At 43.2% G+C, this 17,562-nt stretch carries 20 protein-coding genes; all 20 read right to left on the reverse strand.

The window, feature by feature from the left end; genetic code table 11:
* Positions 1-7: 7 nt before the first annotated feature.
* Positions 8-931 carry an LpxL/LpxP family acyltransferase gene (locus F952_RS00410; protein ID WP_004919962.1) on the reverse strand — a complete coding sequence of 308 codons (924 nt, stop codon included), beginning with the start codon at positions 929-931 and terminating at the stop codon, positions 8-10.
* 2 nt (positions 932-933) lie between these two features.
* A complete protein-coding gene (locus F952_RS00415; protein WP_004919966.1) occupies positions 934-1,671 on the reverse strand; it encodes a glycosyltransferase family 2 protein in 738 nt (245 codons plus the stop codon).
* A complete protein-coding gene (locus F952_RS00420) occupies positions 1,668-3,347 on the reverse strand; it encodes an ApeI family dehydratase (protein ID WP_017385262.1) in 1,680 nt (559 codons plus the stop codon). The genes F952_RS00415 and F952_RS00420 overlap by 4 nt, the downstream gene beginning before the upstream one ends.
* Positions 3,328-3,894, reverse strand: coding sequence for a COG4648 family protein (locus F952_RS00425; protein ID WP_004919970.1), 567 nt, complete (start codon positions 3,892-3,894; stop codon positions 3,328-3,330). The genes F952_RS00420 and F952_RS00425 overlap by 20 nt, the downstream gene beginning before the upstream one ends.
* Positions 3,894-4,139 carry an acyl carrier protein gene (locus tag F952_RS00430; RefSeq protein ID WP_004919972.1) on the reverse strand — a complete coding sequence of 82 codons (246 nt, stop codon included), beginning with the start codon at positions 4,137-4,139 and terminating at the stop codon, positions 3,894-3,896. The genes F952_RS00425 and F952_RS00430 overlap by 1 nt, the downstream gene beginning before the upstream one ends.
* Before the next feature lie 9 nt (positions 4,140-4,148).
* A complete protein-coding gene (locus F952_RS00435; protein ID WP_004919976.1) occupies positions 4,149-4,409 on the reverse strand; it encodes a phosphopantetheine-binding protein in 261 nt (86 codons plus the stop codon).
* Positions 4,406-5,212 carry a lysophospholipid acyltransferase family protein gene (locus tag F952_RS00440; protein ID WP_100222861.1) on the reverse strand — a complete coding sequence of 269 codons (807 nt, stop codon included), beginning with the start codon at positions 5,210-5,212 and terminating at the stop codon, positions 4,406-4,408. The genes F952_RS00435 and F952_RS00440 overlap by 4 nt, the downstream gene beginning before the upstream one ends.
* Positions 5,191-5,808, reverse strand: coding sequence for a beta-ketoacyl synthase chain length factor (locus F952_RS00445; RefSeq protein WP_004919980.1), 618 nt, complete (start codon positions 5,806-5,808; stop codon positions 5,191-5,193). Before F952_RS00445 ends, F952_RS00440 begins: the two co-directional genes overlap by 22 nt.
* A gap of 179 nt (positions 5,809-5,987) precedes the next feature.
* The gene (gene der, locus F952_RS00450; protein WP_011182075.1) at positions 5,988-7,397 is read right to left on the reverse strand and encodes a ribosome biogenesis GTPase Der; all 1,410 of its coding nucleotides are present in this window, start codon (positions 7,395-7,397) and stop codon (positions 5,988-5,990) included.
* Positions 7,398-7,585: 188 nt separating this feature from the next.
* A complete protein-coding gene (bamB, locus tag F952_RS00455; RefSeq protein ID WP_004919986.1) occupies positions 7,586-8,740 on the reverse strand; it encodes an outer membrane protein assembly factor BamB in 1,155 nt (384 codons plus the stop codon).
* On the reverse strand, positions 8,740-9,441 hold the full coding sequence (locus F952_RS00460; protein WP_004919988.1) for a YfgM family protein: 702 nt from the start codon (positions 9,439-9,441) through the stop codon (positions 8,740-8,742). The genes bamB and F952_RS00460 overlap by 1 nt, the downstream gene beginning before the upstream one ends.
* Before the next feature lie 31 nt (positions 9,442-9,472).
* The gene (gene hisS, locus F952_RS00465) at positions 9,473-10,765 is read right to left on the reverse strand and encodes a histidine--tRNA ligase (RefSeq protein WP_004919990.1); all 1,293 of its coding nucleotides are present in this window, start codon (positions 10,763-10,765) and stop codon (positions 9,473-9,475) included.
* Complete coding sequence (gene ispG / locus F952_RS00470; protein WP_004919993.1) at positions 10,762-11,877, reverse strand: flavodoxin-dependent (E)-4-hydroxy-3-methylbut-2-enyl-diphosphate synthase; 1,116 nt, start codon at positions 11,875-11,877, stop codon at positions 10,762-10,764. Before ispG ends, hisS begins: the two co-directional genes overlap by 4 nt.
* Positions 11,878-11,900: 23 nt before the next feature.
* Positions 11,901-12,683: a helix-turn-helix domain-containing protein gene (locus tag F952_RS00475; protein WP_004919996.1), complete on the reverse strand. Its 783-nt coding sequence runs from the start codon at positions 12,681-12,683 to the stop codon at positions 11,901-11,903.
* Positions 12,674-13,474: a type IV pilus biogenesis/stability protein PilW gene (gene pilW / locus F952_RS00480; protein ID WP_011182074.1), complete on the reverse strand. Its 801-nt coding sequence runs from the start codon at positions 13,472-13,474 to the stop codon at positions 12,674-12,676. Before pilW ends, F952_RS00475 begins: the two co-directional genes overlap by 10 nt.
* An 18-nt stretch (positions 13,475-13,492) precedes the next feature.
* Positions 13,493-14,737 carry a dual-specificity RNA methyltransferase RlmN gene (gene rlmN / locus F952_RS00485; protein ID WP_004920007.1) on the reverse strand — a complete coding sequence of 415 codons (1,245 nt, stop codon included), beginning with the start codon at positions 14,735-14,737 and terminating at the stop codon, positions 13,493-13,495.
* A gap of 122 nt (positions 14,738-14,859) precedes the next feature.
* Positions 14,860-15,291: a nucleoside-diphosphate kinase gene (gene ndk, locus F952_RS00490; RefSeq protein WP_004920009.1), complete on the reverse strand. Its 432-nt coding sequence runs from the start codon at positions 15,289-15,291 to the stop codon at positions 14,860-14,862.
* 110 nt (positions 15,292-15,401) lie between these two features.
* On the reverse strand, positions 15,402-15,602 hold the full coding sequence (iscX, locus tag F952_RS00495) for a Fe-S cluster assembly protein IscX (RefSeq protein ID WP_004920012.1): 201 nt from the start codon (positions 15,600-15,602) through the stop codon (positions 15,402-15,404).
* A 71-nt stretch (positions 15,603-15,673) separates the two neighbouring features.
* Positions 15,674-16,225 carry a phosphatase PAP2 family protein gene (locus tag F952_RS00500; RefSeq protein WP_026056982.1) on the reverse strand — a complete coding sequence of 184 codons (552 nt, stop codon included), beginning with the start codon at positions 16,223-16,225 and terminating at the stop codon, positions 15,674-15,676.
* 34 nt (positions 16,226-16,259) lie between these two features.
* The gene (locus F952_RS00505; protein WP_011182072.1) at positions 16,260-17,549 is read right to left on the reverse strand and encodes a glycosyltransferase family 4 protein; all 1,290 of its coding nucleotides are present in this window, start codon (positions 17,547-17,549) and stop codon (positions 16,260-16,262) included.
* Between the last annotated feature and the right edge of the window lie 13 nt (positions 17,550-17,562).

Below are 17,562 nucleotides of genomic sequence, written 5' to 3' on the forward strand. Positions count from 1 at the left end.
ATTCACGCTACTTCGTCCAAAAATGATAAAAGTTAAACCACTGATAAGGCGCACGCAGGCAATGTTGTTCTAATAAATGCACATATCGTTTGGTGATCTCTTGCATGGCATGTTGTCGTGTCTGACGGGGCAAATTCACCACATCAGCAAGTTTATGAATATGTACCTGAAACTGTTGCTGCTCACGATAACAAAACACGGCCAGCACAGGCACTTTCAGCAAATTTGCCAGAATCCAAGCGCCTTGTGGCCATATTGCTTCTTTACCCAAAAATTCAATATGTTGGACGCGATCTGAATGCACAGGTGCCCGATCTGCTGCCACAATGACCCATTCACCTTGCTGCATTTTTTCTTCAAGTAAAATCGCGGTTTCTAGCCCGAGTTCATCGACCGAGATTAAATTAACATCCACCTGATCATTGAGCTTTTTTAAAAATGCATTAAATTGTGTGGCATGCTTTTGATACACCAACACATTAATTTTCTGTGGATGTTCAGCTTTGATAGCACGCAATAATTCAATATTACCAAAATGAGAGACCACCAGCAGTGTGCCCTTTTGATAGGCTTGCTGAAAATGCTCATGCCCCAACAATTGTAATTGCTGCTCGGGGATCTGACCAAGCCAGCCCTCCATCTTATCCAGAATACTGAGTCCAAACTGCATAAAATGTTGATAACTATTGATCCAGGTGGGCGTTGCAGAAAAAGGAGATTGCTGACCTGCGAAATCATGCAATTGACGTAAATAAGTCAGCGATGCTTCACGCGCTGTCACCGCAAACATCCAGTACCACAAAATAATAAAATACAAAATCGCCTTACACAGCCAGCGCCCACCCAAACGATAGAAATACAGAACCAGGGTGAGTAAGCCTAGGCCACCACGCTCTTTGGTCTGGTTCCAGTGTTGGGTCTGGCGTTGCATGTTTAGGCCTTAATCTTTTGTTTTAAGAGTTTGGGGAATCGCCATAGCATCCCCGCGAACAAACGGGCATGCGCCTGACTCATTCCGACATTGTCACGCCATGCATGAAAATGAGAAATACCATGTTCTGGATAGATCACAGCTGTCGGCACATTTATAAATGCGAGATTTTCCCATTTCAGACGGACCAGAATTTCACTATCAAAGCCCATACGTGGCTGAAACTTGGCCTGCTTGATGACCTTTAAAGTGGGTCCGAGCGGATAAACTCGAAAGCCACACATACTGTCCTTAATCTCAAAAGACAGGCTATTGATCCAGACCCAGACGTGAGTTAAATAACGTCCATACAATCTCTTTTTAGGAATCGATGCATCAAAAATGGGTTGTCCAATAATGACTTTTTCTGGGTATTGCTGCGACAACTGTAAAAACTGCTCGACATCCGCCCACTGGTGCTGACCATCACAATCGATTTGCAAGGCATGACTGAGTCCAAGCTGATCAGCATAGTGTAGCCCAGTGATCACCGCCTGTCCTTTACCTTGATTATAAGCATGCTCAACCAGATGTACTTGAGTATAGCTCTGATCCAGCACTCTAAGCTTAGTGCTACATTCTTCATTACTGCCATCATTAACCAAAATCATAGGCAATTGATAACGGCTTAAAGTTTCCACCAACTGATCCAGATAGTGCGGATGATTAAACACTGGAATAATAAAACCATAAGCTGTCATGTCGAACGCTCCTCACCTGCAATCTTTAGCGCAAATAGCAAGCGTCCAGATGCCATGGTTTGATCTTGCTGGTGCAGCTCGAAACTGATTTTATGTTGCTTACGTGTCAATTTCATCGCGATCACACTATAAGGCACAATCACATGCTGAAACTTAAGTTGCTCATAGCCACTACACCAGTCCAGATCGGCCCAAATCTGTTTGGCAAAAGCCTCAACAAAACCAATCTGCCCGACACCAGGATAAATCGGTTGTGTTGGGAAATGCCCTTTAAAACATTCCAGTTCTGGTGAAAATTCAAGTGTCCAGCAATGCTCGTTTTCAAGTGCTGTACGTTGTAAAACAACGGGATATAGCATCGGCTGAAACAAACTTTTTAAATAATGTTTATCTCGCTTGGACTGACTATTGTGCGGAATATCCGTGAGAAAACGCCAAAGACGCGGAATCGCAATGCGCTCAAGACCATGGGATAACTGGTGTTTTAACTGCGATACAAACTGGCGCTTGCCCAACTGCTTTAAAGATGCACGTGCATCAGCGTTGAGTACCACGATGCAGGCGAGAAGCTGCCGTTGCTCATGCTCAACCACCAAGGCATGACACTGCTCAACCTGAGGTTGTGACTGAATCCCCTGCTCAATTGCATCCAGACTCAGCCGCTTTTCTTCAAGCTTGATTAAACGATCTGCACGACCTAAAAGTTCAAAGCCGAGTGTGGTATTGTCTAATTGCTGCCATTGTGCCAAATCGCCTGTTTCAATCCATTGCTCGGTATAAGCATGCGCCGTTTTAACCTGCAAATGTGCTTGCTCAATCTGGATATCAACATCAGCAAAAGCCTGCCATGCGGCATGATCCTGATGTCGATAAGCAATACCACCCGTCTCGGAGCTTCCCAGAATTTCAGTAATGGCATCATTCAGTTGAGGTCGGATTCCAGACTCCAGCTTGCCACCTGAAGAAAACACAGCTTCACACGCTTGCAATACCATATCTTTATTCCAGCGTTTTAATAATGCTGGACTGGAGATCACATAATTTTGCCTATTAGACGTAGTGAAGCGCTGTTGCATGATCACCACATCTTCCGGGAATCCCAATTGTGGACTGTAAAAACATCGTCCCGTGGCAAGTGGCCAGAGCACTTTAAACAGTAAACCATAGATATGCTGGTGACTCACAGTTGCCAGCGCAATGCTGTTCTCGGCTAAACCAAAAGTCTGGTCTAGTCCCTGTACTTCAGAGAGTAATTGCGCCAAATTTCGCTCAATACGTTTGGGCTGTCCTGTCGAACCTGATGTATAAAAATCGATATGTGCCTGATTGAGTGTTTCAGTGTTCCATTCAGGAATTGGTATCATCTGTACTGGTGAAATACTCAACTGACGTGAGAGAAAGTGAATGTCCTGCCTACGAAAGTCTTGTTCTAGCTGTGCGACACGATTTGGTGGAAGAAGGATACGTTTCTTGGCGACCAGCCCTGCAAATAACAGGACTAAAAAATCATAACTGTCCTGTTCCCATAACGCCCAGACAGATTGGGGGGATGGTTGAATCCAGGCCGCCTGTGCTGCAACATCCTGCCAAAACTCTGCAAAAGAAATTGCTTTTAGTTGAGCATTGATCGCCAAGGTTCGGGGTGACCGAATAAAATCATTCAAGTGATTGTTCATCATTATGGTGTAAACGTCGATAACGTTTTCTTAATATAAATTCGCCAAGTAAAAGAATCCCCATCAACACATAGGAGATAAAACCATTATAAATGACCCAGATTTGGGTCGACATCCATATGACCGTACACCATGCAATACTGGCATTGATCAGAAAAAAACCGCACCATATCATGGTGACTTTTCGCGTCCACTGCACACCCGACTCAGGTAAATCGGGTTCCATAATCCGTGCAAAGCGTTCAATCATAGAGGGTGGTCGCCATAATGTAGAAGCAAAAATGCAAAATGCACCTAAACTCATCAATACAGGATAGACCTTCAACCAAGCATGATCATTGAGGATTAAACTTAAGCTGCCGCACAACACAGCAAATGCAGTTAATGGCCACAATAATGAATTAGATTTGCTGAGGAATCGAATCAGTCCTATCCCAATCAATAGCAAACTCGCCACATAGAAATGTCCATGCGCCAGACTCCACCCTACAATAAATGGATACGCGATAAAGCATATCGCGATGATCCATTTGAATAGGCTGTTCATTAGGCCGTCATATTTTGAATGACAGTCACGACATCATGTACTGTACGAACATTTTTAAAATCTTCAGGTTTGACTTGCTTACCTGTTAACTCTTTAATTTTTACAATCAAATCAACAGCATCAATACTATCAACATCCAGATCAGAATAAAGATTTGAATCGAGTTGAATCGTTTCTGGTTCAATCTCGAATAAATCTTCCATCCATTCACGCAAAGTAGAAAGAATGTGTTCTTGACTTAACATAGCGACCTCTTATGCTTTTTGTTGTGCTTCAACCAAAGTCACCAAACTTTGGATTGAACGAAAATGCTGCTTGGTTTCATCCGATTCCGCATTTAAATGAATGTGATAACGCTTCTTCAGCGCAAGTCCCAACTCAAGGGCATCAATCGAATCAAGGCCAAGTCCATCACCAAATAGAGGTGCGGTCTCATCGATATCCTGAATCTGGATATCTTCAAGGGCCAAAACATCAATAATCATCTGTTTTATTTCATCAGCAAGATTGCTCATTGGGATAACTCATGCTTAAAAAAGTGTTGTAAATACTGATTTAATAGTCGTACATTTTTAGGATTTACGCTCAAATCAGTTAAGGCATCTGAAATGGAAATTGCATCTAACACCTTTATTTCAATATGAAAAGGTTTTGATGGAATGTGATACCATTTTTCGTTTTTGGTTAATGTGGTGGGTGTACAGCGAATCAGCACTGGTCGAATCGGCACATTGGCTCGAATCGCAATGTTGGCAGCACCTCGCTGAAACTCATTAATCTGTTCATCTTTCTGGGTTCGAGTTCCTTCTGGAAAAATTAACAGAGAAGCGGCATTATTTTGCTGTAAACGTGTCACGCAATCATGAATAAATTGATTAGATCCTGCATTTAAAATGTAACCTGCGCTACGTACAGGCCCACTTGTAAAAGGATTAGACCAGAGAGACTCTTTCACGACACAGTTGGCCTGTTGCATCAATCCAATCAAAATCACCACATCAATGAGCGTCGGATGATTTGCAATCACCAATTCCTGACGGCTCTGCTGTAACTTTTCCAGACCTTCTACCGAATACGTCATAATACCGAGCTTAACCATCATCTCGGTAAAGCCTTTAAAGCTGGTTTTAATGACTTTTTGGGCACGTTGCTGACGCGTATGAGGATCCCGTGTGGAGATATTGACGAGCGGAGCAATCACGGTTGCTATCGTCATTCCTCCAATGCCAAAACTGGCAAAGCTCAAGCCTGTCGCACCGACACGCCAGACGTAATTTGCTTTTTGCTTTATTGTTTTTAACTTGAGCATTTTTGCCATCCTAGCAATTTTGATCGATTTTTATCTTGCCAAAAATGATAAAAATCGATGACATCGAGTTGATCAGTTTGCTCAATTGACAACAGTTTAATATTGGCCTGGTTTAAACTTAATACTGTAGATAGGGCAAATGGTTCAAAATCTTCCCGATCCTGATAAATATCAGGTAAAGCTGCCTCGTAATATACCAGTAACACCTGTTGAATGTCAGGCTGTGCTTTTAAAATCGCATAGGCTTCAATCATTGCCTGAGTCCATGAACAGCTCAGACTCGTCGATACCGTTTCATCCTTACACAAGATGGAATACAAGCCAGCAATTGCGTTATGTACAGAAGTCGAAAACTGGGTGGGTGATGGGGTCTGCTCCGTTAGCACATCCTTTAAAATATTTAAGGTTTTGGCTTCATCACCATAACGGGAAGCCCAAACGATATAATCAACAGATTGCTGTTGCTTTGCCTCAGAGGCAGCACTCAATGCTAACTTGGCTAAAGCAGAAAGCCGACGTCGTTGGATGGCTGGAATATGTTCAAGCACAGGTAGGCCTTGTTGAGCATCATAAACTCTTAAGTTAGAAAGATGAAGTTGCAGCATGCTCGACCGTGCCTTGAATAATCAAATGAACAAAACATAAAAATTTGGAGCGAAATTATACCACTAGTACTTAAATTAACAAAAAATTACGTTTTATTTTCTTTAAGATATTATTTAATAAAAATAAATACAGTGTATAAAAAAGCCCCGAACATTTTCGGGGCTTAGCAATTTGGTAATTAACGCTTAAACTTTTTCTCTGCTTTCTTAAATTTTTGCACATAACGACGACGACGTGCAGCCACACGCTCATCGACTTGAGACTTACGACCTTCAAATGGATTTTCAGACGTTTTAAAGTCGATACGTACAGGCGTACCTTCAAGCTTATAGACTTTACGGAATACATTTTCGAGGTAACGGCGGTAATCCGCTGGCGTTTTATCAACCTTATTGCCATGAATCACAATCGTTGGTGGATTTTGTCCACCCATATGCGCATAACGCATTTTGATACGACGACCACTGATCATTGGAGGCTGATGCGCCTCTGTTGCATCATTTAAAATCTGGGTCAGCTTGGCTGGTGAAACTTTGAGATTAGCCGACTCATATGCACGATGAATGGACGGATAAAGCTCACCTACACCCGTACCATGCAGCGCAGAAATCAAGTGAATCTTCGCCCAAGGAATAAAGTCAAAGCGACGTTCAACATCAAGTTTACATTGTTTACGATCATACTCGGTCATGTTGTCCCATTTATTAATGGCGATCACCATGGCACGGCCAGCTTCGAGTGCATAACCGATCAAGTGCAAGTCTTGCTCAACAATTCCTTCACGCGCATCGACCACCACCACGACCACATGTGCATCTTTCATGGCTTGTAGCGTCTTAACGACCGAGAATTTCTCAATCATTTCATCGACTTTACCTTTACGACGCACACCCGCAGTATCGATCAGCGTGTATTGACGCCCATCACGCTCAAATGGAATATAAATCGAGTCACGCGTTGTGCCTGGCTGGTCAAACGCCACCACACGTTCTTCGCCCAACAGGCGATTGACTAAGGTTGATTTACCCACATTTGGACGACCAATAATTGCCAGTCTCAGGCCTGTAGCTTTATCGTGGTCTTCAGGATTTTCATCTTCTGGTACATCTACCAGCACATCTTCAAGCATTTGCGCCACGCCACGACCATGACTCGCCGCTACATGTAACGGCTCACCAAAGCCAAGCTTGTAAAATTCCACCACAGCAGCTTCTGCATGAACACCGTCTACTTTGTTGGCCACGAGGTAGACTTTTTTACCTAAGCTACGGATTTCACGCGCGATCTGTTCATCCGATGCCAGCAAGCCTGCACGTGCATCAACCACAAAAATAATGATGTCTGCTTCATGAATGGCTGTTTTAGATTGTTCAGCCATGTAAGCGTCAATGCCCGCTTCACCCTCACCAATACCACCAGTATCAACCACAATAAATGATTTATTTTGGTAAACCGCATCACCATACTTACGGTCACGGGTAAGCCCTGCAAAATCAGCCACGAGTGCATCACGACTCTTGGTAATCTGGTTAAACAATGTTGATTTTCCGACGTTCGGACGACCAATGAGCGCAATAACGGGTTTCATAGAGTAACCTTTTTCAAGATCTGCCATCTCTCATGGCATCTGCATCAGAAACGAAAAATTTAAGGAAGATAAAAGGCCAGAGGCCCAAATAAAAATACGGGGTTTTGAATGTCTAGATATTCAAAATACCCCGATGAATTTGATAAGCGTTTCGCCAAGCGGCTAGTTTAACACAAGCTGAGGAAAAATTAACGCACTTCCCAGATGGTTAAGGCACCTTTTCTGGTCGATGTATATAAATGACCATCAACCACACGCAGCGAACTCACTTCTCCACGGGTCTTGGCACGACCAATCAATTGACCAGAATCTGGATTAATCAGATGGATCACACCATCCAGATCACCCACCACCAAGTCTTTTCCAAGCATGACTGGGTTACTCAATTGACGATTCAGCAATACGTCACTTTCCCATAACTTAGAACCTGTTCCTAAATCATAAGCGGTCAGCTTGCCATCGGCTTGTGCGACAAAAACTTTATTATCATAAACGGCTGGACGCTTATTACTGCTCGCATCCTGATTCCAGACCACACTTAAGTTGGTCAAGTCGGTTACCGTCACTTGGCCTTGATAGCTCACCGTCACCAGATATTGACCAGAAACGACTGGGTCACCATCAATATCAATCAGGCGCTGAATATCCGAACGTCCTTCGCTTACCGCAACACGGCGCTGGAAGCGAGGCACACCACTAATCACGTCAATACCATAGACATAACCATTGGCACTTGCCACAACCACAGTACGGTCATCTAACATCACAGGTGATGGCTGACCACGCAAGCTAAACTGAATGGTCGGCATTTTATAGGTCCAAACCTGCTGACCCGTTTCCGCATCATGTGCAAACACAGTACCATCGTTCGCAATAGTCGTCACACGCCCCTGATAAATCAGAGATGGACTCAACACGGCACCCGTCAATTGTGCTTTCCACTTTTGTTGACCTGTTTGCTGATCAAGTGCAATCAATTCGCCTTTGATATTGCCTACAACAACAATACCTTCACCCGCAACCGTACCCGCAGTCAAACGGTGCTTCGTGACACGTGTCGTCCATAGACGTTCTTTTCCACGATAAGCAGAAACTTTGCCTTTCGGATCTGGTACAAAAATGACGCCATTCAGCGTGTCGAGTTGCAAACGCAGCGGATCTGCCTTTGGCATCGACGAAACACTTTGTGAAAAAATAGGAACGAGTGCTTGCGTTTGCGTTTGAGCAAGTTTAGGTAATGGATTTGGCTTAGCCTCTTCCTTTTTAACCTGATTACTCGTACAGCCAACTAATGCAGCTGATGCAATGATTAGTGCAAACGGGAATTTATACTTTATATCCATTAAGACTCATCCACCTGTGTGTCTAGAATCGGGCGCTCGATCTCAGGATCATCTACTAAAACGCCTACACTTTCGAGTTTAATTTGTAAAATTTGACGCTCTTGTTTACGTTCAAGCAATACATTCCATGCACTTTGATATGCTTTGCGTGCTGAAGCAATATCATTTTTTGCGACATAGACATCGCCACGTGCTTCTTCAGCAGTGGCTTTAAATGCTGGATCGGTGACCAGTGATAGCGTTTTTAACGCCTCATCATACTTCTTTTGTGCAAGTTGCGCATTAGCTAATCGTAATTTGATCAGTTGCACAAGCCCTTCATCATTTATTTTTGAATTTTCGATTTTTTTCAATGATTTTTCAGCAGTTGCATAATCACCTTTGTCATAAGCGATCTTGGCAAGTAAAAATTCGGTTTGCACAGCCTGAATCGAATCAGGTGCATCCTTCACGATTTTGTCTGCTGCAGCATATAAATTATTCAAAGCATCAGGATTGGCTTCGGCTGCTTGTGCCTGATCAATCAGTTGTTGAACTTTTGCTGTACGCGTCTGGTTTTCAGCCAAGGTCTTCTTTTGCCAGTACTGCCAACCAAAAAAGGCAATGAGCGCAATAAGGATACCGCTAATAATGGCCGAACCATATTTTTTCGTGAACGACTTCAAGTTATCGAGTTGTTCTTCTTCACTTAATGCGCTCATGTGAGTGTCCTTTATCCTTCAATTCTTCAGCTTATTTTTCAAATTTTTTAACTAAAAACGGTACAAGTTCCGAAATAGCGACTTGAGATTGCTCAGACGTTGCTAGCTCTTTTACTGTCAATTCTTGGGTAGTCCACTCTCTCTCACCCAAAATTACAGCATAATGCGCACCCGACTGATCCGCTTTTTTCATCTGGCTTTTCATACTACCTTGCGAACCTGTTTTAACTCGGATTGTACTTGCTAATCCTTCGAACTGATCACGAATCTGTTCAGCCAAAACCAGTGCATGTCCTTGAAAAGCAGACTCTGCGACTAAAAACACATCACAATCACGAACTACTTCTGCCTGTTCAACTTGCTCAAGCAGCAATAATAAACGCTCCATACCCATCGCAAAACCGACAGCAGGAACCGATTGATCCGCTTTACCCTTGAGCTGTCCGACCAAACCATCATAGCGACCGCCAGCACACACCGTACCTTGAGAACCCAGTGCAGTGGTGGTCCATTCAAATACAGTTTTGTTGTAATAATCAAGACCTCGAACCAGTTTTTGATTAATTACAAATGATACGCCTGCATGGGTTAGGTATTCTTGCAACTGATTAAAATGCGCTAACGAATCTTCTTGAAGAAAATCATGCAGCTTGGGTGCATTTTCTAAAATTTTTTGAGTAGACTCAACTTTAGAATCCAGAATACGCAGAGGGTTGGTGCCAAGACGGCGCTGTGAATCCTCATCTAAAGCCTCTTTATGCTGAGTTAAGAATTCAACCAACGCCGTACGATAGGCTGCACGTTCATCTATTTCACCTAGCGTGTTGAGTTCGAGTTGAACCTTCTCTGAAACACCCATACGTTTCCAGAGGCGTGCTGTCATCAAAATCAATTCTGCATCGATGTCTGGCGTTGCCACACCAAAAGTTTCTACACCAAACTGATGAAACTGACGATAGCGACCTTTTTGTGGTTTTTCATAGCGAAACATTGGCCCCACATACCAGACACGCGGTGTTGCGCCACGCAGAAGGTTATGTTCCAACATTGCGCGCACACAGCCTGCAGTCCCTTCGGGACGTAGTGTAAGTGATTCGGGAGGTGTTCCTTTGTCAAAAAAGGTATACATTTCTTTTTCAACAATATCTGTCGCATCACCAATGGCACGCTTGAAAAGTCCTGTCTGCTCCACGATTGGCAAACGAATTTGCTGATAACCGTAAGCATCCATCAAGGATGCGAGATGTTGCTCAAGACGTCTCCATGCTGCTGTTTGAGTAGGAAGAACGTCATTAAAACCTTTTATTGCGACAATTGAACTCATGATGAACTACGAATAATTTCTTTAGATTTAGCTTCTTCAATTTCTTTAACACGCTGACGAACCATATCTTCAATTTCATCAACCAGTTGGTCTGTATCAATCAAGTGACTTTTTTCACCATTACGATACACCAAAGAACGAGGAGAAGCCCCCACAATACCGATATCAGCTTCCTTGGCTTCACCCGGACCATTTACTTTACAACCAATCACCGACAAATCCATCGGTGTTCGAATATCTTCAAGACGCTCTTCGAGTGCCTGCATCACTTTAATGACATTAAATTCCTGACGCGAACAACTCGGGCAGGCAATAAAATTAATCCCGTTAGAACGCAATCCAAGTGATTTCAAAATATCAAAACCAATTTTGACTTCGTCTTCAGGTTCAGCAGCAAGCGAGATACGCATAGTATCGCCTATACCTTCCATCAGCAAGCCACCCAGTGCAATCGCAGATTTAACCGTACCCGTACGATAAATACCAGCCTCTGTTACACCCAAGTGCAATGGATTATCAATCTGTTGAGATAATAAACGATAAGCATCCATGGTCAAAAACACATTCGATGCTTTCACACTCACTTTAAACTCGTGAAAATCAAGACGATCCAAAATATCAATATGACGCATGGCCGACTCCAACAGAGCCGCACCTGTCGGTTCACCATATTTTTTCTGCAAATCTTTTTCAAGTGATCCCGCATTGACACCAATGCGAATCGAAATTCCATGATGGCGCGCTGCTGCAACCACTTCACGGACTTTTTGATCAGAACCAATATTACCTGGGTTAATACGCAGACAATCTGCGCCATAATCTGCAACAGCAAGTGCAATCCGGTGATCAAAGTGAATATCCGCCACCAATGGCACAGATACACGCTGGCGAATTTTGCCAAATGCCTCAGCAGCTTCCATAGAAGGTACAGAAACACGCATGATATCCACCCCTGCGTCAGCACAGCGCTGAATCTGTGCAACTGTTGCATCGACATCGCAGGTTTCGGTATTGGTCATGCTTTGTATACTGATTGGCGCATCTCCGCCCACATAAACAGAGCCAACACGAATTTTGCGAGTGGGGCGGCGTTTAATTGGATTTTCGATCATCGTATTGCTCTACTTTCTCTGTCTTAACGCGATAAACGGAATTCTGCTTTACCGTTTACGGTATAAGGAGACAATGAAATCTGCTCTTGATTCAGGCTTAATGACACAGCAGTCGCATCATCAAGGCGAATCTGGAACGGTGATTGACCCGTTAACTCTAAAGTTGAAGCCTGACGACCTGTTGCCAAAACTTTGCCTGTCGAGTCCACGATATGTACAGAAGTGGGATGGGTAAAGTTTAGCACAAGATGGTCACCCGACGTGGAAGATGCCGAATTGAGTGGCAATACTTCTACATTAGATGCAGCTGGTGCAGTTGCCCCACTCTTTTTATTTGACCAGTTCTGAATTACTGTAACGACCAGCGCAATCAACGCGATGGCTAGAACAATCAGAACACCTCTTTTTAACCATTTACGATTACGCTCACTGTTAGACCCTGGCAATTTGCCCATGATTTTAATCGGTGAGTTGGTCAAGGCGTGATTAGGTAGCAAGCCGGTATCGTTGGCATAAATTTCATCAAAACGCTGGGTAATCACCGAAGCATCTGCGCTTAGATACTTGGCATAAGAACGATAATACCCCTTGATAAAGGTTGCTTCTGGAAGCGCCTTATAATCGTCATTTTCCAATGCAGTTAAGGTTTTAACTGGCATTTTCAAATCTGCGGCAACACTTTCCAGCTCCAGCTTTTTCGCAATACGAATTTGACGTAAATACTCACCGGGACGTTGTACATTTCCTAATGCAGAAGTGGGTAAACTTGAGCCAGTTGGCTGCTGTGAATTAGGATTTATTTCCATACGGCCTCAGTACTGTACTGTAATTTCAAATAACGTTGATATTCTGAACTATCTGGGTAAAAAATACGAAGCTGATTAACTAACACCTGTACCCCAGTCCGATCGGCATTGGCTCTCGCCACACGAATACCAATCCAGAGTGCTCGCGCACCCTGATTTTTCTGCCCAACTGTACGCACATATTGTTCGTACATACCTGTTGCGGCAGGAATTCTTTGTTGCAAATAATAAATCTCTGCTAACTCTAACATCGAAACGGAAGAATCACGATTTGCCTGAAGCGCCTGACTGAACATTTTTTCAGCATTTGCGACTCCACCCAGATGCAAATAAATTCGCCCAATATTTTCCAATGCACGATAGCGCTGGTCATATCCTAATGAACTACCAGCCAGTGTCAATTGTTGAATTGCATCATGATAACGTTTCATCTGATACAAATAGGTACCATAGTTGTTATGCGCTTGTGCATTTTCTGGATCAAGCTGTACAGCTCGCTCAAAATAAGCATCTGCTTTTTCAAGGTTAGGGCGACTACCTTCTTGTTGCAGCAGCACACCCATCATCATGTTGGCACTGCTATCTTTGGGATTTACTTTTAAGGCTTGATCTAAAGCACGTTTAGCCGAATCAAGATCACCAGATTTAATATATTCGGCAGCAAGTTGAGTACGTACTTTTACACCCTTTTCAGGGTCTTTGGTGGTTGGAACAGTCTGACATCCAGACAAAATAAACGCCCCTACAATGGCGGCACAACCCAACGTTTTGTTTATTGTCCACTTGCTCAACCCACCACCCCCAGATAATTATCCTTGCGAGCGAATAATCTCTTGTCGCTCAGCAACTTTCTTTTTCCATTGTTCTGCACGACGTGTCCGATCTGCGACTTGACCCACCAACTGTCCACAGGCTGCATCGATATCATCACCACGTGTCTGACGAATCGTACACACAAATCCAGCATCAGACAAAGTCTTTTGAAATGCCATGATACGATTACGGCTTGAACGTCCATAAGGTGCATGCGGAAATGGATTAAATGGAATCAAGTTAATTTTACTTGGTAAATTTTTTAATAATTTGACGAGCTGTTGAGCATGTTCTGGATGATCATTCACGCCATCTAACATGACATACTCAATCGTGACATGCTTACGGGCACTCTCATTACCATCTTTGGTAATGTAACGCTGCGCTGCTGCAATCAACTGCTCAAGCGGATATTTCTTATTGATTGGCACCAGTTCATCACGTAAAGGATTATTCGGTGCATGTAATGAAATTGCGAGGGCGACATCTAACTCTTCTGCAAGTTTATCAATCATAGGCACCACACCCGATGTTGATAACGTCACACGACGTTTCGACATGCCATAAGCATAATCATCGAGCATAATTGACATGGAATGTACGACTGGTTTGAAATTAAGTAGAGGCTCACCCATCCCCATCATCACCACATTGGTCACTGCACGGGTACGTTCTGCCACAGGTACATCTTCAACATAAGACTGGTTAGCCACCCACAACTGCCCGATAATTTCGGCAGGTGTCAAGTCACGCTGAAAACCTTGCTTGCCTGTCGAACAAAATGAGCAATCCAAAGCACAACCGACTTGCGAAGAAATGCATAGCGTTTTGCGTGAACCTGTTTTGTCTTCGGCAGGAATCAAAACGGTTTCTACCAAAGAACCACTTCCTTCACCGACCCGAAAAACCCATTTACGTGTACCATCTTTTGAATAATGACGATGTACAACTTCAGGCGCTTTAATTTCGCAAACTTGCTCAAGTTTTGTACGCAACTTACCTGATATGTTGGTCATTTCAGCAAGGTCAGTCACAAAATATTGATGGATCCATTTCATGATCTGGCCAGCACGAAATTTTTTCTCTCCAATTTGCTCAAAAAATTGTTCAAGCTCTATCCGCGACATTCCCAACAGGTTAACTTTACTTTTCAAGACTTCCTGCTCTACAGTCGTTTGAGATGCAGATTGAGAGGATTGTGCGTCTGTATTTGGCACTGAAATGCCCACTGCAGAAGTCATGTAATTACCTAAACCAAAAATTGAGATGAAATCAGACTGCCTAAAAAACAAGCAATCACATCAAGAGAGAATAAAAAAACCAGATAAGTATAATAACACTTATCTGGTTTAAATGCTTTTAATTAACGAGTGCGCGGGAAGATTTCGTCCGCAGCAAAGAAGTAAGCGATTTCACGCTCAGCAGATGCTACAGAGTCAGAACCGTGCGCAGCATTTTCGTCAATGCTTGTTGCAAAGTCAGCGCGGATTGTACCAGGCGCAGCTTCTTTTGGATTGGTTGCACCAAGGATTTCACGGTGAGCAAGTACTGCATTTTCACCTTCAAGTGCAGATACAACCACTGGACCAGAAGTCATGAATGCAACAAGGTCAGCAAAGAAACCGCGTTCTTTGTGCTCTGCATAAAAGCCTTCAGCTTCAGCTTGAGAAAGGTGTTTATATTTCATCGCAACTGGTTTTAAACCTGCTTTTTCAAAGCGAGCAATGATTTCACCAATGTGATTTTTACCTACAGCATCTGGCTTGATGATAGACAAAGTACGTTCAACTGCCATGATTGGCTCCTATAACTCTTTCAAACGTGAAAAAAATTTGCCGCATTATACCGATGTCACTGGTAATAATCAGCTTTGAATATGTAAAAGTTACGATTTTTATGATTTTTTTATCTAACTTCGTCAATCCAAGCCATTTGAATGGCCTCTAACAGCCCTTCTGTGGATTTGGATGGGTCATCACTAAAATCAGGCAAAGCACACACCCATGCATGTAAGTCGGTGAAACGAATCCATTGAGGATCTACGTCTGTATGTGCTTCTGAAAGCTCTATGGCGATATCTATTGTATCTGTCCAACGTAAGCCCATTCTTACTTCCTGTTTCATGATTTAACTTAAAGCTACTCTAACAAATTTCTAAAACCGAGAGAATGTCTTTATTAAAGAACAATGCCCGCCAATGGCGCACAGAATACGATTCCACAGGCTACAATTGCACCAATAAATGCACCAACCAGAACATCACTTGGGTAATGTAGCCCCAAAATCATCCGGGACAGTGCAACCAGTAAAGTAAATGGCAACATCAAAACAACCAATATCGGTTGGACGTAACCTAATGTAATGGTTGCCATGACTGCATGTAGCGTATGACCTGAAGGAAAACTAAAATGATCCAATGGTCGCTCACCCAACACAATTACTTGATGCACCTGATAAGGCCGAGGTCGAGTGGTCTTGTTTTTGAGAAACTTATAAATACCTGTTCCAACTGAACCACCCACTACCAAATACAGGATTTGTAAGCCATACATCAAACCCTGATTGATCCAGACCAATGCCAACATGACATACCAAAAAAAACCATCGCCCAAACGGCTGATTCCTTTAAAAAACCAGGCGACTCGCTGAGAGTGTGAAAAATGATTCAGGTAAACACAACCTCTCAAATCAAGGTCAAGCATTCTTATTTTCGCATTTTTAAAATTCATCATGTTTACTACTCCTCACGCCTTGCGCTTAGATTCATTTCATGTAGGGCTCCTTTACCACCCGATATAAGGCCTGTTCCATTTGTTGTACGGGATACTGCCATCCATCATGCTCAACACATTGACGAGCACGCTGTCCCATTTGCCTCAGTTGTTTTACACCAGAAAGTTGTCGCATGGCCTGAATGAATGTCGCTGGCTGCCCCAAAGGACTCAACCACCCTGTCACACCATGTTGTATATACTGGTGTGCACACGCGTAATCATAAGCTACAACAGGCAAACCACTTGCCATCGCTTCCAAAACCACGTTACCGAATGTCTCGACTTGACTTGCAAATACAAAAACATCGGCACTTGCATAAGCTTCTGCAAGATTCTTGCCACTTAAACTCCCCATAAAAATGACTTCTTGCGTTTCATCCAGTGCTTCTAGTCTGGCACGGTCTGGGCCACTGCCCACAATAACCAGTTTCACATTCCTGGGTTCAACACGCCGCATCGCAGCATAGTTCTGAATCAGAATATGAATTTCTTTTTCTGGAGAAAGCCGTCCAACATATAACATGACGACGGTGTCCGATGCAGCTTTCCATCGTTCACGTAACGCTTCGTTACGAAAATCTGGTGAAAAGAACTTAGGATCGACGCCTCTCCCCACAATACTCAGCGGGCAGGTCACACCAAAAGCGCGTAGCGCCTTTTCTGTATCCTGACTTGGTACACAAGTGATTTGGGTATGGTTATGGAACCAGCGCAAATATCCTTGAATAGGTTTCAGTAAAAATGCCAAATCAAAAAATCGGCTGAAATCCTGAAATGGCGAATGAAAGCCACTGGATACTGGAATTTGTTTGGCACGTGCAGCATACAAGGCCGTCAAACCCAGTGGCCCCTCAGTCACCACATGCACAACATCTGGAGTAAAATCTTCAAATGCTTTTGCAACCTTCAAATACTGCGGCCAGCCAAATTGTAATTCTGGGTATTTTGGAATTCTTTGTGCATGCACCAAACATTCTTTGTGAGGCGAAAATTCATAACATTCTCGCTTTTGTTGTGGACGAACCAACAAAATTTTATGCCCTTGCTCTTGCAGGCCCTTACATAATTGTAAAAGTGACATCGCCACGCCATTAATTTCTGGTGGCCAAGTTTCAGTTACGATTGCAATTTTTAAACGGGGACGTACCAGCTCATTTAAATGAGGTCCATCAGTTACAAGCGGAGCAAAGCGGCGTTTGAAATAAAACTTAAAGCTTTCTGGTATATTTTGTTGTTTTAGCAGTGTTGTAGCGGATATACCTGGCATACAACCATCCATCGATTTATTGTCA

The organism is Acinetobacter baylyi DSM 14961 = CIP 107474 (assembly GCF_000368685.1).
Classification (GTDB): Bacteria; Pseudomonadota; Gammaproteobacteria; order Pseudomonadales; family Moraxellaceae; genus Acinetobacter; species Acinetobacter baylyi.

What these genes read in the sequence shown, in the direction of transcription:
- F952_RS00410 (WP_004919962.1), bottom strand. Translation starts at nt 931, where the DNA reads ATGCAACGCCAGACCCAACACTGGAACCAGACCAAAGAGCGTGGTGGC.
- F952_RS00415 (WP_004919966.1), bottom strand. Translation starts at nt 1,671, where the DNA reads ATGACAGCTTATGGTTTTATTATTCCAGTGTTTAATCATCCGCACTAT.
- F952_RS00420 (WP_017385262.1), bottom strand. Translation starts at nt 3,347, where the DNA reads ATGAACAATCACTTGAATGATTTTATTCGGTCACCCCGAACCTTGGCG.
- F952_RS00425 (WP_004919970.1), bottom strand. Translation starts at nt 3,894, where the DNA reads ATGAACAGCCTATTCAAATGGATCATCGCGATATGCTTTATCGCGTAT.
- F952_RS00430 (WP_004919972.1), bottom strand. Translation starts at nt 4,139, where the DNA reads ATGTTAAGTCAAGAACACATTCTTTCTACTTTGCGTGAATGGATGGAA.
- F952_RS00435 (WP_004919976.1), bottom strand. Translation starts at nt 4,409, where the DNA reads ATGAGCAATCTTGCTGATGAAATAAAACAGATGATTATTGATGTTTTG.
- F952_RS00440 (WP_100222861.1), bottom strand. Translation starts at nt 5,212, where the DNA reads ATGGCAAAAATGCTCAAGTTAAAAACAATAAAGCAAAAAGCAAATTAC.
- F952_RS00445 (WP_004919980.1), bottom strand. Translation starts at nt 5,808, where the DNA reads ATGCTGCAACTTCATCTTTCTAACTTAAGAGTTTATGATGCTCAACAA.
- der (WP_011182075.1), bottom strand. Translation starts at nt 7,397, where the DNA reads ATGAAACCCGTTATTGCGCTCATTGGTCGTCCGAACGTCGGAAAATCA.
- bamB (WP_004919986.1), bottom strand. Translation starts at nt 8,740, where the DNA reads ATGGATATAAAGTATAAATTCCCGTTTGCACTAATCATTGCATCAGCT.
- F952_RS00460 (WP_004919988.1), bottom strand. Translation starts at nt 9,441, where the DNA reads ATGAGCGCATTAAGTGAAGAAGAACAACTCGATAACTTGAAGTCGTTC.
- hisS (WP_004919990.1), bottom strand. Translation starts at nt 10,765, where the DNA reads ATGAGTTCAATTGTCGCAATAAAAGGTTTTAATGACGTTCTTCCTACT.
- ispG (WP_004919993.1), bottom strand. Translation starts at nt 11,877, where the DNA reads ATGATCGAAAATCCAATTAAACGCCGCCCCACTCGCAAAATTCGTGTT.
- F952_RS00475 (WP_004919996.1), bottom strand. Translation starts at nt 12,683, where the DNA reads ATGGAAATAAATCCTAATTCACAGCAGCCAACTGGCTCAAGTTTACCC.
- rlmN (WP_004920007.1), bottom strand. Translation starts at nt 14,737, where the DNA reads ATGACTTCTGCAGTGGGCATTTCAGTGCCAAATACAGACGCACAATCC.
- ndk (WP_004920009.1), bottom strand. Translation starts at nt 15,291, where the DNA reads ATGGCAGTTGAACGTACTTTGTCTATCATCAAGCCAGATGCTGTAGGT.
- iscX (WP_004920012.1), bottom strand. Translation starts at nt 15,602, where the DNA reads ATGGGCTTACGTTGGACAGATACAATAGATATCGCCATAGAGCTTTCA.
- F952_RS00500 (WP_026056982.1), bottom strand. Translation starts at nt 16,225, where the DNA reads ATGAATTTTAAAAATGCGAAAATAAGAATGCTTGACCTTGATTTGAGA.
- F952_RS00505 (WP_011182072.1), bottom strand. Translation starts at nt 17,549, where the DNA reads ATGGATGGTTGTATGCCAGGTATATCCGCTACAACACTGCTAAAACAA.